The 12,810-nt window shown below is 56.4% G+C and carries 13 protein-coding genes; 7 read left to right on the forward strand and 6 right to left on the reverse strand.

Features of this window, described 5'->3' with window-relative positions:
- Positions 1–8: 8 nt before the first annotated feature.
- Positions 9–1,307, reverse strand: coding sequence for a DUF445 domain-containing protein (locus ACCW71_RS12765; protein ID WP_436371876.1), 1,299 nt, complete (start codon positions 1,305–1,307; stop codon positions 9–11).
- 26 nt (positions 1,308–1,333) lie between these two features.
- Positions 1,334–2,836 (reverse strand): helicase HerA-like C-terminal domain-containing protein, encoded by a 1,503-nt coding sequence (locus ACCW71_RS12770; protein WP_436371878.1) that lies wholly within the window; start codon positions 2,834–2,836, stop codon positions 1,334–1,336.
- 763 nt (positions 2,837–3,599) lie between these two features.
- Between ACCW71_RS12770 and ACCW71_RS12775 the strand changes: the two genes are divergently transcribed.
- The 3 genes from ACCW71_RS12775 to ACCW71_RS12785 are packed head-to-tail and all read left to right on the forward strand — an operon-like array spanning position 3,600 to position 7,401.
- Entirely contained in the window at positions 3,600–4,328 is a 729-nt protein-coding gene (locus ACCW71_RS12775; protein ID WP_436371880.1) for a gluconate 2-dehydrogenase subunit 3 family protein, read from the forward strand.
- A gap of 36 nt (positions 4,329–4,364) precedes the next feature.
- Positions 4,365–6,134 carry a GMC family oxidoreductase gene (locus tag ACCW71_RS12780; RefSeq protein WP_436371882.1) on the forward strand — a complete coding sequence of 590 codons (1,770 nt, stop codon included), beginning with the start codon at positions 4,365–4,367 and terminating at the stop codon, positions 6,132–6,134.
- A gap of 4 nt (positions 6,135–6,138) precedes the next feature.
- On the forward strand, positions 6,139–7,401 hold the full coding sequence (locus ACCW71_RS12785) for a c-type cytochrome (protein ID WP_436371884.1): 1,263 nt from the start codon (positions 6,139–6,141) through the stop codon (positions 7,399–7,401).
- Positions 7,402–7,489: 88 nt separating this feature from the next.
- Here ACCW71_RS12785 and ACCW71_RS12790 read toward each other — a convergent pair whose 3' ends face one another.
- Positions 7,490–7,669 carry a DUF1289 domain-containing protein gene (locus ACCW71_RS12790; protein WP_436371886.1) on the reverse strand — a complete coding sequence of 60 codons (180 nt, stop codon included), beginning with the start codon at positions 7,667–7,669 and terminating at the stop codon, positions 7,490–7,492.
- Between the two features lie 122 nt (positions 7,670–7,791).
- Here ACCW71_RS12790 and ACCW71_RS12795 point away from each other — a divergent pair, with 122 nt between their 5' ends.
- Positions 7,792–8,067 (forward strand): metal/formaldehyde-sensitive transcriptional repressor, encoded by a 276-nt coding sequence (locus tag ACCW71_RS12795; RefSeq protein WP_436371888.1) that lies wholly within the window; start codon positions 7,792–7,794, stop codon positions 8,065–8,067.
- Positions 8,068–8,107: 40 nt separating this feature from the next.
- Positions 8,108–8,458, forward strand: a complete 351-nt coding sequence (locus ACCW71_RS12800) for a DUF3147 family protein (RefSeq protein WP_436371890.1) — start codon at positions 8,108–8,110, stop codon at positions 8,456–8,458.
- A gap of 75 nt (positions 8,459–8,533) precedes the next feature.
- Here ACCW71_RS12800 and ACCW71_RS12805 read toward each other — a convergent pair whose 3' ends face one another.
- From ACCW71_RS12805 to ACCW71_RS12815, 3 genes are all read right to left on the reverse strand, one after another.
- A complete protein-coding gene (locus ACCW71_RS12805) occupies positions 8,534–9,202 on the reverse strand; it encodes a MarC family NAAT transporter (protein ID WP_436371892.1) in 669 nt (222 codons plus the stop codon).
- 21 nt (positions 9,203–9,223) lie between these two features.
- Positions 9,224–9,859 carry a hypothetical protein gene (locus tag ACCW71_RS12810; RefSeq protein WP_436371894.1) on the reverse strand — a complete coding sequence of 212 codons (636 nt, stop codon included), beginning with the start codon at positions 9,857–9,859 and terminating at the stop codon, positions 9,224–9,226.
- 147 nt (positions 9,860–10,006) lie between these two features.
- Complete coding sequence (locus ACCW71_RS12815) at positions 10,007–10,516, reverse strand: DUF2501 domain-containing protein (RefSeq protein ID WP_436371896.1); 510 nt, start codon at positions 10,514–10,516, stop codon at positions 10,007–10,009.
- Positions 10,517–11,076: 560 nt separating this feature from the next.
- Between ACCW71_RS12815 and ACCW71_RS12820 the strand changes: the two genes are divergently transcribed.
- Both ACCW71_RS12820 and ACCW71_RS12825 read left to right on the forward strand, forming a co-directional pair.
- Positions 11,077–11,475, forward strand: coding sequence for a DUF2382 domain-containing protein (locus ACCW71_RS12820; RefSeq protein WP_436371898.1), 399 nt, complete (start codon positions 11,077–11,079; stop codon positions 11,473–11,475).
- Positions 11,476–11,495: 20 nt separating this feature from the next.
- Positions 11,496–12,491, forward strand: a complete 996-nt coding sequence (locus ACCW71_RS12825) for a YsnF/AvaK domain-containing protein (protein WP_436371900.1) — start codon at positions 11,496–11,498, stop codon at positions 12,489–12,491.
- Positions 12,492–12,810: the final 319 nt, after the last annotated feature.

Here is a 12,810-nt window from a genome sequence, read left to right on the forward strand (position 1 = left end):
CAGCGGCGTCAGGCCACACGGCTTATCCAGTCCGACAGCATCGGTAACGCCGCAGGCAGCTGCGACAGCAGATAGAGGATCAGCCCGATGGTGCCGCCCACCAGGGTGCCGTTGATGCGGATAAATTGCAGATCCTTGCCGATATTGAGTTCAATCTGCTGCGACATATCGCGCGCATCCCAGCTCTTCACGGTGTCGCTGATGTGGCGCGTCAGGAAGCTGGCGAACTCCGGCGCGACGCTGCGGGCCGCCTGCTCCAGATGCTGATTCATCGAGTCACGCAGCGCCGGATCGGCCGCCAGGGTCTGACCGAGCCAGAGCGCCGCATCGCGCACTTTCTCCTGCACCCGCGAATCCTCACTGTTCAGGTCTGCTTTCAGCCAGCCGCGCATATCATTCCACAGCTCGCCGATGTAGCGGTTAAACGAGGCGTCCTCTTTCAGCCAGCCTTTGATCTCTTCGGCGCGCGCCGCCATCTCCGGGTCGTTTTGCAGCTTAACAATCAGCCGCTCAACCGCCCGGTTAAAGCCGAGACGCAGCTCATGGCCCTGATCCAGCGCCACATCATCCAGCAGCGAATCGACCGCGTTGGCCACCAGCTCGGCGCTGTGTTCACCCAGCCACTCTGTCGGTAACATTTTGGCTTTGATGGGATGTTCGCGTTTCAGCCAGCGCACCAGTTGCAGGGCGATAAACTCGCGGGTCGCGGGCTTGTGCAACAGCTTCAGCAGCTGTTCAATCGCCGCGTCCAGCAGCGCCTGATGACGGTTATTTTTAGTCAGGCTCTCCAGCAGCAGGGCGCTGGTCTGGCTGAGATCGACCTTATCAATGGCGCGATGCACCGCGCGGCGCATAAAGTTCTGGATGCGCGTGTCATCGGTGAGATCGAGAAAACCGCGCATCACCTGAAGCAGATGGCGACCGACGCGGTCAGCGTTACCCGGCGCGCTCAGCCACTGCGCCAGCAGCTGCGACGGATCGTGACGGCGGATCAGGTTCAGCAGCGAGTCGGTGTCCAGAAACTTCTCCTGCACAAAGCGACCCAGGTTCTCCCCGATGCGGTCTTTGTTGCGCGGAATAATCGCGGTATGGCGTGAGATAAAGGGCACCGGCACGCGCCGGAACAGCGCCACCACCGCAAACCAGTCCGCCAGTGCGCCGACCATCGCCGCTTCCGCAATCGCTTTGACGCCGCTGACCCAGAAGCCGGGCGGCAGAAAAAGGGTGACGATAAAGGTGGCGGCAGCCAGCAGCAGTAACAGCAGCGCCAGACGTTTAGTCCGTTTCAGTTCGTATTGTTTATCCATCATCTGATCTTAGCAGAGAGCCAGGCTCAGCGGCGACGGCCACCCAGCAGGCTGCCCAGTACGCCGCGAATGATTTGGTTGGTAATCTGGCGGGTGGCGCTTTTCGCCATCGTCTGGACCACACCGTCATGCTTACCGCCGCGCGGCCCGGTATGACCAAACAGGATCTCTTTCAGCCCGCCGAGAATGCCATTGTCCACCGCGACAGCCTCGCCTTTAGCCGCTGGCGCGCTGGCCTGCTCGCTGGCGGCCTGAAAGCCTTTTTGCAGCTTTTCAAACGCCGATTCGCGATCGATTTCGGTCTCATATTTGCCATACAGCGCGGAATGGTTGATCAGGCCGTTGCGTTCATCGCCTGTGATCGGACCCATGCGCGAGCCGGGCGCAATCACCATCGCCCGCTCTGTCACCGACGGGCTGCCTTTGGCATCCAGAAAAGAGATCAGCGCCTCGCCGGTGCCCAGCGCCTGAATCGCCTCCACGCTGTTAAACGCCGGATTGGCGCGCAGCGTATCCGCCGCGGTTTTCACCGCTTTCTGATCTTTCGGCGTAAAGGCGCGCAGCGCATGTTGCACCCGGTTGCCGAGTTGTCCCAGCACCCGATCCGGGATGTCAGACGGATTCTGGGTGACGAACCAGACGCCGACCCCTTTGGAGCGGATCAGCCGCATCACCTGCTCAATCTTCTCCAGCAGTACCGGCGGGGCGTCGGTAAACAGCAGATGCGCCTCATCAAAGAAGAACACCAGCTTTGGCTGATCGAGATCGCCCGCTTCCGGCAGATGCTCATACAGCTCCGACAGCAGCCACAGCAGGCTGGTGGCGTAGAGTTTTGGCATCTGGTAGAGCTTCTCCGCGGAGAGGATATTGATGACGCCTTTGCCGCTGCTGTCGACGCGCATCCAGTCGGCAATATCCAGCATCGGTTCGCCAAAGAAATGCTCCGCACCCTGCTGCTCCAGCGTCAGCAGGCCGCGCTGGATCGCCCCGACCGAGGCGCTGTTGATGTTGCCATACTGGGTCTGGAAACTTTTCGCGTTGTCACCGATGTACTGGGTCATGGCGCGCAGGTCTTTAAAGTCCAGCAGCAGCAAGCCCTGGTCGTCGGCGATGCGGAAAATAATCTGCAATACGCCGCTCTGCACCTCATTCAGGTTCAGCAGCCGCGCCAGCAGCAGCGGGCCCAGATCGGAGACGGTGGCGCGCACCGGGTGGCCCTTTTCAGCGAAGATGTCCCACAGCACCACCGGATTGCTCTGGGGCTGCCAGTCGGTGACGCCGATCTTCGCCAGCCTCTGCTGGAGCTTTTCGCTGGCCTGACCTGCCATCGCCACGCCGGTCAAATCACCTTTTACGTCGGCCATAAAGACCGGCACGCCGCTGGCGGAGAAGGATTCCGCCAGCTTTTGCAGGGTGACGGTTTTACCGGTGCCGGTGGCACCGGTGATCAGACCGTGGCGGTTTGCCATCTGGGGCAACAGATGAAGTTCGACGTCAGGCGTGCGGGCAATCAGTAACGGAGCGCTCATATCTTCCATTCTCAGGCAAAGGGTTATGCCAGAAGAATAGCAAGCGGCAGCTACACAGGAGGAGAACAATTCGTCAAAAGCGAGAGTTTGCCGGGCATTCTGGCGGAGTCTGATGCATCCCACGCCAGCGGCCGATAATGATTCCGCTTCGCCCGTATTATCGTTCCGCGTGAGGTTGCAGATCGGCCGATAAATACGTTGATGACGGTGAGTGATTATTTTGCGGTTATTCTGCGCAGCGCAGAAAATATTCAGAAACCGCACAGAACGTCACAAATCGGGCATGCTCTTATTGCCGCAACCGGGAAGCCGCTATAGGGTTAACAGACAGGATTATTCTCTGGTATGGAAGTATGATATTTTTTTATCGGTTATCGCAGGTGATGATGACCCGGAGAAAATATTCACCCGCAATGATCCGCTATAAAGGGTAATTACCCGATTTTTATGCGGTTTTATCCGTCCCTTCATCGCTCTGTATCTGTTACCTGCCTTTAACCTCTCAGCAACAGCATCATAAATTCTCATTAAAACATACTTCAAATTTAATTTTTACATTCAGACACATTTATATCCCTAATAGTATTGTGCTATTAACCGATATGTTCCTTTTGTCACCCATAAATAACTCTACCCGCCGTTGTCTGTTCTGCCGTCGTCTGTGCATGTTGCGTCCTTTACGCGGTGAATTCATCGCCTGCGCTCAGCCTTTCAGCCACATAACAACTATTACGGGTATTTAGCCGATGAGAGCCGTGCGGATATGCTGTTAGAAAAACCCACCACCAGGCGTAAATTTTTGCTGGGATCGCTGCTGGCGTTGCCATTAAGTGAACTGGTCTTTAAAGGCATTACCGCGGCGCAGGCTGCGGAGATGGCTGCGCCTGAACTGGCCGATTACCAACCGATTTTTTTCAGTGCCGATGAGTGGCAGTTCATTCTGGCCGCCACCGATCGTCTGATCCCGGCGGGCGGCAAAGGCAAAGCGCCAGGCGCGCTGGAAACCAACGTGCCGATCTTTATCGATCAGCAGCTGCACAGCGAAGCCTTCGGCAGCGAGATCTACCTGCAAGGGCCTTTCAATACTCAGGCACCCGCCACCATGGGCTATCAGATCCCGTTCCGTCCGCAGCAGATGTATCAGACCGCTATCCGGCTGATTAATCAGTGGTCGCAGAGCACGCATCAGAAAGCGTTTCACGCGCTGACGCTGGAGGAGAAGGACGCGGTGCTGACCCAGCTGAACAAAAACGAGATCGACTTTGCCGCGCTGGGCGAAGCCAGTCTTAAGCCTGCGCATTTCTTCAGCCAGCTGCTTTCAGATACCAAACATGGCTACCTGGCGGACCCGATGTATGGCGGCAATAAAGGCATGAAAGCCTGGATCGCCATCGGCTTCCCTGGCGCGCGTGCCAGCTTCACCGAATGGGTGAAACAGCACAACGTGCCTTACCCGCTGGGTCCGGTCAGTGTGAAGGGCGAACGCGCCTAAGACATCTCGAAATCAGGTATTTGAAACAGGATTATCATGGCACAGGTTACTAAAAAAGAAGTCGACGTCGTGGTCTGCGGCCTCGGCTGGGCAGGCTCGCTGATGAGCATCGAGCTGGCGCTGGCGGGGCTGGAAGTGCGCGCGCTGGAGCGCGGCGGCGATCGCGATTATGACGAATTCGCCTACCCGAAACCGGCGGATGAATACGCCTACGCGGTGCGCAACAAGGTGTTTGCTACGCCCGCTGAAGTGGCGGTCACCGTGCGCTACAACAGCAGCCAGACCGCACTCCCGACCCGTAAATGGGGCGCGTTTGCTCCCGGCACCGGCGTAGGCGGTTCCGGCCTGCACTGGACGGCGGTGCTGATCCGTCCGACCCCCACCGACATCAAACTGAAAAGCTATGTCGACGAGGCCTATAAGCCCGGCATCCTACAGGATGATATGCGGGTGATGGATTTCCCGTTCAGCTGGGAAGAGATTGAGCCTTACTACTACAAGTTTGAGCTGATCTGCGGACAGTCGGGCAACACCGGCAACCTGCGCGGCAAAATCCTGGAGGGCGGCGATCCGTTCGAAGGCCCGCGCTCTGAGCCTTATCCGTTGCCTGCGCTGGATGACACGCTGAATAACGTGATGTTCAAAGAGGCGGCCACTAAACTCGGTTATCATCCCTTCCCGAACCCGTCAGCCTGCGTGTCGCGTGCGTGGAAAAACCCCTATGGCAACCAGATCGCGCCCTGCAACTACTGCGGCTATTGCAGTAAATATCCCTGCCTGAACTACTCCAAAGCGTCGCCGCAGACCGCGGTGATGGATTCACTGAAGCGGATGCCGAACTTCTCCTATGAGGTGAACGCTGAAGTGATCAAAGTGGTGCTGAACGATGATAAGAAAACCGCCAAAGGGGTGATCTACATCGATGCACAGGGCAATGAGTGCTTCCAGCCGGCGAAAATCGTGGTGCTGAGCAGCTTCCAGCTCTACAACGTGCGCCTGATGCTGCTTTCCGGCATCGGTAAGCCTTACAACCCGATTACCGAAGAGGGCGTGGTGGGTCGTAACTACGCCTTCCTGTCGAACGGCGGCGCGACGCTGTTCTTTAAAGATAAAAACTTCAATCCGTATGCCACTGCGGGCGCGACCGGCCAGATGTTTAACGACATTTCGCCAGGCAACTTCGACGGTCCTGCGCTCGGTTTCCTCGGCGGCGCGAAGATCCACAGCTCCCAGGCGACCGGCACCCCTATCAGCACCGCGCTGCCCAAAGGCACGCCGAGCTGGGGCATGGGTTACAAAGAGGGTCTGGAGGAGTGGTATGGTCATTCGATGAAGATCAGCATCACCACCACCTGCCAGTCTTACCGTGATATTTATCTGGACCTCGATCCGAACTACAAGGATCACCGTGGCCTGCCGCTGCTGCGCATGACCTTCAACTGGAAAGAGAATGAGCTGAAGCTACAGCAGTATCTGAAAGGGATCGTTGGCAATATCGCCAAAGAGCTGAACCCGGACAGCATGAGCATGAGCTTCCTGCCGATGGGCGCGGATTTTGATCTGACCAAATATGTCTCTACCCACAACGTGGGCGGCGCGGTGATGGGCGATAACCCGAAAACCTCGGCGCTGAACAAGTATCTGCAAAGCTGGGATGTGCACAACGTCTTTGTGCCGGGCGGCAACGCCTTCCCGCAGAACTTCCAGGCGAACCCGACCGACACCATCGGGGCGATTACCCTGATGGCGGCACAGGCGATCAAGGATCACTATCTGAAAAATCCCGGCCCACTGGTACAGGCATAAGCGTATGAATAAGCTGAAACTGAAGTCTTTTATGTTCACCAGCGCGCTGCTGCTGGCCGGTGGTGTGACGCTCCAGGCGCACGCCGACGATGAGGCGCAGCTGATTAAGCAGGGCGAATATCTGTCGCGGCTGGGTGACTGCATGGCGTGTCACTCTTCTCCCGGCAAGCCTGACTATTCAGGTGGCCTGGCGATTGAGTCGAACCTCGGCACCATCTTCTCCACCAATATCACGCCCGATAAGCAACATGGTATCGGTAACTACAGCGAACAGCAGTTCTCTGACGCGGTGCGCAAAGGGATACTGCCGGACGGATCGCATCTCTACCCAGCGATGCCTTACCCTGATTACGCCAAAATCAGCGATGCTGACCTGCACGCGCTCTACCTCTATTTCATGAAAGGCGTGAAGCCGAGCGCGGAGCAGCCGCCGGAAACCGATCTGAGCTTCCCGTTCAGCCAGCGCTGGGGTATGCGCTTCTGGAACTGGGCATTCACCTCCGATAAGCCGTTCCAGCCGATTGGCGGCGCCTCTGAAGAGGTCAATCGCGGTGCCTATATTGTGGAAAGTCTGGGTCACTGCGGCAGCTGCCATACGCCGCGCGGCTTTGGCATGAACGAGAAAGCGCTGGATAGCCATGACGATAAATTCCTGGCGGGCGGCAGCCTGAACCACTGGGAAGTGCCGTCGCTGCGCGGTCTGCCTCGCTGGAGCGAGCAGGAAGTGGTGGACTATCTGCAAACCGGCCGTAACGACAAGGCGGCGGTAGGTGGCGAGATGACCTCGGTGATTGAGCACAGCAGCTCGCACATGAGCGACGCCGATCTCAAAGCGATTGCCGCTTACCTTAAGTTCCTCGGCGGTAATCCGGCGCTGCAAACCGCTGACCCGCAGGCGCAGCAGGCAACCGAAGCGAAACTTACCGCGGCGAAGAACCTGAGTGAAGGCGAGCGTCTCTATCTCGATAACTGTGAGGCCTGCCACTTTGTCACCGGTAAAGGCGCACCAGGGATTTTCCCGCAGCTGGATCAGGCGACTATCGTGAATGCCAGCGATCCTGCCGGGCTGATCCACACCATCCTTATGGGCGCGCAGCTGCCCTCCACCGACAAAGCGCCGTCAAAGCTGGCGATGCCAGGCTTTGCCCAGCGTCTGAGTGATGATGAAGTGGCGCAGCTGGCGACCTTTATTCGTCAGGGCTGGAGCAACAGCGCGCCTGCGGTGAGCAAAGATCAGGTTGCTGAGGTGCGTAAAACCCTGAAGTAATGGCTGGACTCACTCTGCGTCAGATGCCGGGCGGTAAAGGGCAGCGGACGCAGAGTGAGCCGCTATGCGGTGGCAACAGTGCGTGCGCTCACTTACGACCATTCAATGTTTTCAGGCGGGCCGGCAACGCCCGCTCTGTCTCTTTGCGGTGATAGGGCGAGAGCTTGCGCCACGCCTGCGTCTCCTGGCGGGTGCGTCCGCATCCTTCACACCAGCCGGTTTTACCGTCGAACACACACAGATCAATGCAGGGCGATTTAACTGCCATTAAAGCCTCCTGAGGCGGGTGAGTGAGAGCAACAGCAACAGTTGCAGTCAGCTAAAAAGCGCCGTACTCTGTTGCTGATATACTATACCCCAGTATAGAACCTAATCCAGCGGAGTGTAAAAATGGCCCATACGGCAAAGAACCAGAAAAGTCTGCTGACCCGCGTCCGGCGGATCAAAGGACAGGCGGCTTCTCTGGAAGTGGCTCTGGAGTCAGGCGAAGAGTGCCTGAAGGTGCTACAGCAGGTGGCGGCGGTGCGCGGCGCGATTAATGGCCTGATGAGTGAACTGCTGGAAGGGCATATCCGTGAACATCTGATGGATGATGACGCCACTCCGCAGCAGCGCAGTGAGGATCTGGAAGAGATCGTGGCGGTTATCCGCTCCTATCTGAAATAGGCTTACCGCCAGCTGTTCTGCCAACGCTTACGGGGAAACCATGCTCTGGCTCATCTCAAAATATGCCCTAACCGCCCTGATGGTGGTGCTGATCTCAGAAGTGGCAAAGCGCAGCGATCGGCTGGGCGGTCTGCTGGCGGCGCTGCCGCTGGTTACGGTGCTGGTGCTGATCTGGATGAAACTGGAAGGGCAGACGCAGGCCAAAATCGCCGCGCACGCCTGGTATACCTTCTGGTATGTGGTGCCGACGCTGCCGATGTTTATCCTGTTTCCTTTTCTTTATCAGCGTGCCGGTTTCTGGGGCGCGCTGGGCCTCAGCTGTGTGCTCACCCTGGTGCTGTTTATCCTCTGGGCGCTGCTGCTGAAGCGGTGGGGTATCGATCTTTGGTAGGGAGAAGATCTTCCCGCCTGACCGCGATCCGCCTTGCACAAAACAGGATCGCGTCAGGCAGAAGGCGATCCCGCCTTAGTGAAAGGTATGCGCCACTTCCAGCACGCCGTTAATCACAAACTGCACGCCCATGCAGACCAGCAAAAATCCCATCAGACGTGAAATCGCCTCAATGCCGCTTTTCCCGACCAGCTTCATGATGCCGCCGGAACTGCGCAGGGAGATCCACAGGATCAGACTGACCAGCAGGAAGGTCAGCACCGGTGCCACGCTCAGCACCCAGGCGGGAAAATCGACCCCGCTTTTCACCGTGGAGGCGGAAGAGATAATCATCGCAATGGTTCCCGGACCGGCGGTGCTCGGCATCGCCAGCGGCACAAAGGCGATATTCACCGGCTCTTTGGCGCTGTCCAGCTCATCCATCTTCTGATTTGCTTCCACCGAATGACCGGCCGGTCTGGCCGGAAACAGCATGCGAAAACCGATAAAGGCGACAATCAACCCCCCGGCGATGCGCAGACCCGGAATCGAGATCCCAAAGGTATTCAGCACCGCATTGCCCGCGTACCACGCCACCATCATAATGGCGAAGACGTAGATTGAAGCCTGGCGCGCCTGGCGGTTACGCTCTTCGTAGCTCATCTCACCGACCAGCCCTAAAAACAGCGCAACGGTAGTGAGCGGGTTGGCGAGTGGCAGCAGCACCACTAACCCCAGCGTAATCGCTTTAATTAACTCCAGCATGTCACTTCTTCTCCGTGCTGATTAGTGCTTGGGACGCTCCAGCGCCTCCAGCAGTTCCGGGAAGAAGTCCTGTAAAATTTCAGGCGTCATCAGTTCGGGATACTGCATCAGATGTTCACGGATGCGTTCGTTGACGTCCGGCAGCAGACGCTGAGCCGCCGCGCTGGCGGTGATTTTGTGCTTCTTCATGGCGCGCAGCAGATCGCCGGGCAACGAGTCTTCGTCATCGGCATCGTTGACCATTTCCAGCGCATCCAGTTCGTCAAACATCTCCATCAGCGCTTCGGTCTGTGGGGTGCGTGACTCATATTCGCGCGGATGTTCATCTTCCAGGAAACGCAGCATGGCGCGCATTGGCGTCCCATCCGGCGTCGCGGGCGGCTCGGCGGCGAACCAGCTCAGCAGCTGATGCATGGTGACCTGATGAACGCGATAACCGCTGTCGACCAGCTCATCGGCCAGCAGCTCGGCGCTTTCGTTTTCAATCAGGCAGATATGGGTGCGGTTTGGCTCATACTGATCCAGCCACTGATAGATCTCTTCAATCACGCCATCGTCATACTCGAATTTTTTGCTGAGATAGCTGTCGTCCTGTTGGTGAACGCAGGCCTGAATCTGATCGGGGTCGAAGTAAAGTGCGATGTTGATGCCTTTCATGCGTGCAGTCCTGTAGAAATCAAAACCACACTATAGCGCTCAACCCGCGGTTAAGGGAATGTCAGGGTTCACAGCATCGAGAGGCGATCTCAGGCGGGCGGAGAGCGCTCCCCTCAGCGGGAGGAGGGGAGGCTTGAATGGCGCGGATCAGGAGATAAAGTTTTTGCCCTGTTTCAGCACCACATCACAGGCTTTGGTTTTCAGTTTCTCACCCATCGGAGAGTTACTCAGGCTTTGCAGATTGAGCTGCTGACCATTGCCGGTATTCAGCAGACCCGCCACGCCCTGGGTGTAGTCGGTTTGCTGCTGCTGTGCGGTAGTGGTGTTCAGGCCGAGCTTGCTCAGCACCTGATCCTTCACCGACTGCACATTGTTTTTTACCACGTTGTGCTGGACGCAATACTGCATCACGCCAGCGGCGTTGGTCATGTTGTTGGCGCTGACCGCTTTATCGCCGCCGCCCAGCAGGCTGCTGATTGATGACAGCGACAGGCCGCCGTTCTGCTGGGTGCTGCTGGTGGTGCTGCCGTTGTTCTGCTGGCTGAGCTGCGACGCCGCGCTGCTCAGCTGATCCTGCCAGCTTGCCGCTGACGCACTGCCTGCGACCAGAAGTGCCGCCAGTCCCCATCCCCACACACTGCGTTGTGCTTGTTTCATCTCAACCTCTGTCTCTTATGGTGCTGCTGATTCAGTGTTGCTAAGAACGGCAGACCTACAGAAAGTTCCTGGAATTTTGCCTTAAAACGTGCTTTGAGAATCTTCTGTAATAGCGGGTTAATTCTGTTCAGTTGCGTGCTGATGTTATTATTTCGTGACGTGATTTTTTAAATCGTACCCTGCGACGTCTGTGCTGAAATATTATTTAATATTTATTCATGCTTTGATGGTTATCTGGCAGGAATCGTCCTGGTTTAATGCTTTTTTACCGCTTTGCTTATCCTGGTTTTTATATGCATTTATAACGTTTTGATGAATATTATTCTGAATGTACTGTTTTTTAAGTTATTGTATTTATTGTTATTTATATTTTTAGCGTAGCGGTTGTCTGAATGTTTTAATGGCTTTTTTTCTTGAGGTATTAAATTTAAGCAGGCTCTGTTTTTTATTATTCCGCCTTGCGCAATCCGCCAGAGTGTTCATGCTTAATCACTGTGTCAGCCAGATGTGGTGATGTGTTAAACCGACACCATTTATTTATTAATAACGGGAGCATAAATATGGCCGGCCAGCCAGACCACAATAACGATGCAGAGGTCACGCTCAGACTCGCGGAAGAGCAAATAGCAGTGACTAAGCAAAAGGTTGTGGATGGACAGGTTCGCGTCACCCGTTCCACAACTGAGCATGACGAGGTCATCAGTACACTGCTTAACCGGGAGAAGGTTGAGGTTGAGCATGTAGCGAAAGCACAGCCCGTTGAGACGATGCCCGAAATCAGGGAGGAGAACGGTGTACTGATTGTCCCGGTAGTCGAGGAAGAAATTCAAATCGTCAGGAAGCTGGTGCTTAAAGAGGAGATCCACATCCGAAAAGTGCAGGAAAAAGTTCCTTTTCAGGAGGTGGTGACCCGACGTGAGCAGCAGGTGACAGTTGAGAGAGATGACGATCAAAAATAGCTAACAGAGAGGAACCTATCATGGCACAGGAAAAAATCGTAACACTGTTCGATTCTGCAACGCATGCAGAGGCCGCGAAAAGAAATCTCGTGAAAGCCGGTTTTTCTGATCGGGACATCAGTCTTATCAGTGGCGCGCGTTTAGAGCAGGAAGGGCAGTCGATTCGCCATCCGAGCCTCTGGCAGCGTCTGTTTGGTCACACCGTCGATAAAGAGCAGGCAGATGTGTATACCCGGGCGATGGATAAAGGTGGCGTGGTACTGACCCTGCGTACCGAAGAGGAGAAGCTGGCTCGCGCCATGACGATTCTTCATTCGCATGACTCGGTGGATGTGCCGTCGCGGATGCAAAGCTCAGTAGATAATGACGCCAGCGCACCGGGCATCAACCCGACCGCAGGCAAGCAGTTCGCCGGTGAGACTAACGATCGTCAGGTTGAACCGCGTCGTACTTCCCTGACCGGCGACGAGAGTGAAGCGGATATTCTGCGCCTGGCGGAAGAGCAGGTGGAAGTAGGTAAACGTCTGGTGAGTGAAGGCTCGACGCGCGTACGTCGCTATACCGTGACTGATAATGTCTCTGAGGATATTTCGCTGCATGAGCAGCACGCAGACATCTTCCGCCGTTCGGTGAATGAACCGGCGCTGGCGGGCGAAGTGGACTGGTCAGAGACAACGGTCGAAGTCGCGGAGACTCATGAGCAGCCGGTGATCAACAAGACTACCCATGTGAAAGAAGAAGTGGTGGTGCGTACCGACGGTAGCGATCGTACCGAGACCATTAATGATACGGTGCGTCGTCAGGAAGTGGATATTGACCATGCGCGTGGTGGTCTGGAGAGCGAACTGCCGGGGACGACCGCCGGGGTTAAACCTGCGGCAGCAGGCGCAGGTACGCAGTCGCCGGGCGCGCATAACCGTGACCACAAAGAGAGCCTGACAGAGAAGGTGAGTGAGAAAGCCAGCGAAGTGAAGGATAAGGTAGAGAACAAACTCCATCACGACCATTCGCATTGAGGTGCTCATCCTGACAACGACAGGCGCTGATGAGTGCTGATGCCTGTGGCTGAGTATGCAGGAAAGAGCCAACCGTAAGGTTGGCTCTTTTGCGTTTGGGGGCAGGGTGGGGTGTGGGGAAAGCATGTGCGTTTATTGCGCTGCGATGGGGTGAGAGTGTGCGGTGGGGATGGATGGCCGGGCTCGGCGCGTTGTGCGTTTATAGGGATAATGACTGCTGGTGTGGAGAATGATGTGCTACGCTGCTTTTTTCACCGCTTGATGCCGGTCCTCGCCGAATTGGGTTGCGCATGGTGCCCGTAACGGTATAATCGCCCAC

This window comes from Pantoea sp. C2G6 (assembly GCF_051336815.1).
In the GTDB taxonomy this organism is placed as follows: Bacteria; Pseudomonadota; Gammaproteobacteria; order Enterobacterales; family Enterobacteriaceae; genus Pantoea.

Coding starts and splice junctions, on each gene's coding strand:
- ACCW71_RS12785 (WP_436371884.1), top strand. CDS start 6,139: ATGAATAAGCTGAAACTGAAGTCTTTTATGTTCACCAGCGCGCTGCTG.
- ACCW71_RS12770 (WP_436371878.1), bottom strand. CDS start 2,836: ATGAGCGCTCCGTTACTGATTGCCCGCACGCCTGACGTCGAACTTCAT.
- ACCW71_RS12765 (WP_436371876.1), bottom strand. CDS start 1,307: ATGGATAAACAATACGAACTGAAACGGACTAAACGTCTGGCGCTGCTG.
- ACCW71_RS12805 (WP_436371892.1), bottom strand. CDS start 9,202: ATGCTGGAGTTAATTAAAGCGATTACGCTGGGGTTAGTGGTGCTGCTG.
- ACCW71_RS12795 (WP_436371888.1), top strand. CDS start 7,792: ATGGCCCATACGGCAAAGAACCAGAAAAGTCTGCTGACCCGCGTCCGG.
- ACCW71_RS12775 (WP_436371880.1), top strand. CDS start 3,600: ATGCTGTTAGAAAAACCCACCACCAGGCGTAAATTTTTGCTGGGATCG.
- ACCW71_RS12810 (WP_436371894.1), bottom strand. CDS start 9,859: ATGAAAGGCATCAACATCGCACTTTACTTCGACCCCGATCAGATTCAG.
- ACCW71_RS12820 (WP_436371898.1), top strand. CDS start 11,077: ATGGCCGGCCAGCCAGACCACAATAACGATGCAGAGGTCACGCTCAGA.
- ACCW71_RS12800 (WP_436371890.1), top strand. CDS start 8,108: ATGCTCTGGCTCATCTCAAAATATGCCCTAACCGCCCTGATGGTGGTG.
- ACCW71_RS12780 (WP_436371882.1), top strand. CDS start 4,365: ATGGCACAGGTTACTAAAAAAGAAGTCGACGTCGTGGTCTGCGGCCTC.
- ACCW71_RS12790 (WP_436371886.1), bottom strand. CDS start 7,669: ATGGCAGTTAAATCGCCCTGCATTGATCTGTGTGTGTTCGACGGTAAA.
- ACCW71_RS12815 (WP_436371896.1), bottom strand. CDS start 10,516: ATGAAACAAGCACAACGCAGTGTGTGGGGATGGGGACTGGCGGCACTT.
- ACCW71_RS12825 (WP_436371900.1), top strand. CDS start 11,496: ATGGCACAGGAAAAAATCGTAACACTGTTCGATTCTGCAACGCATGCA.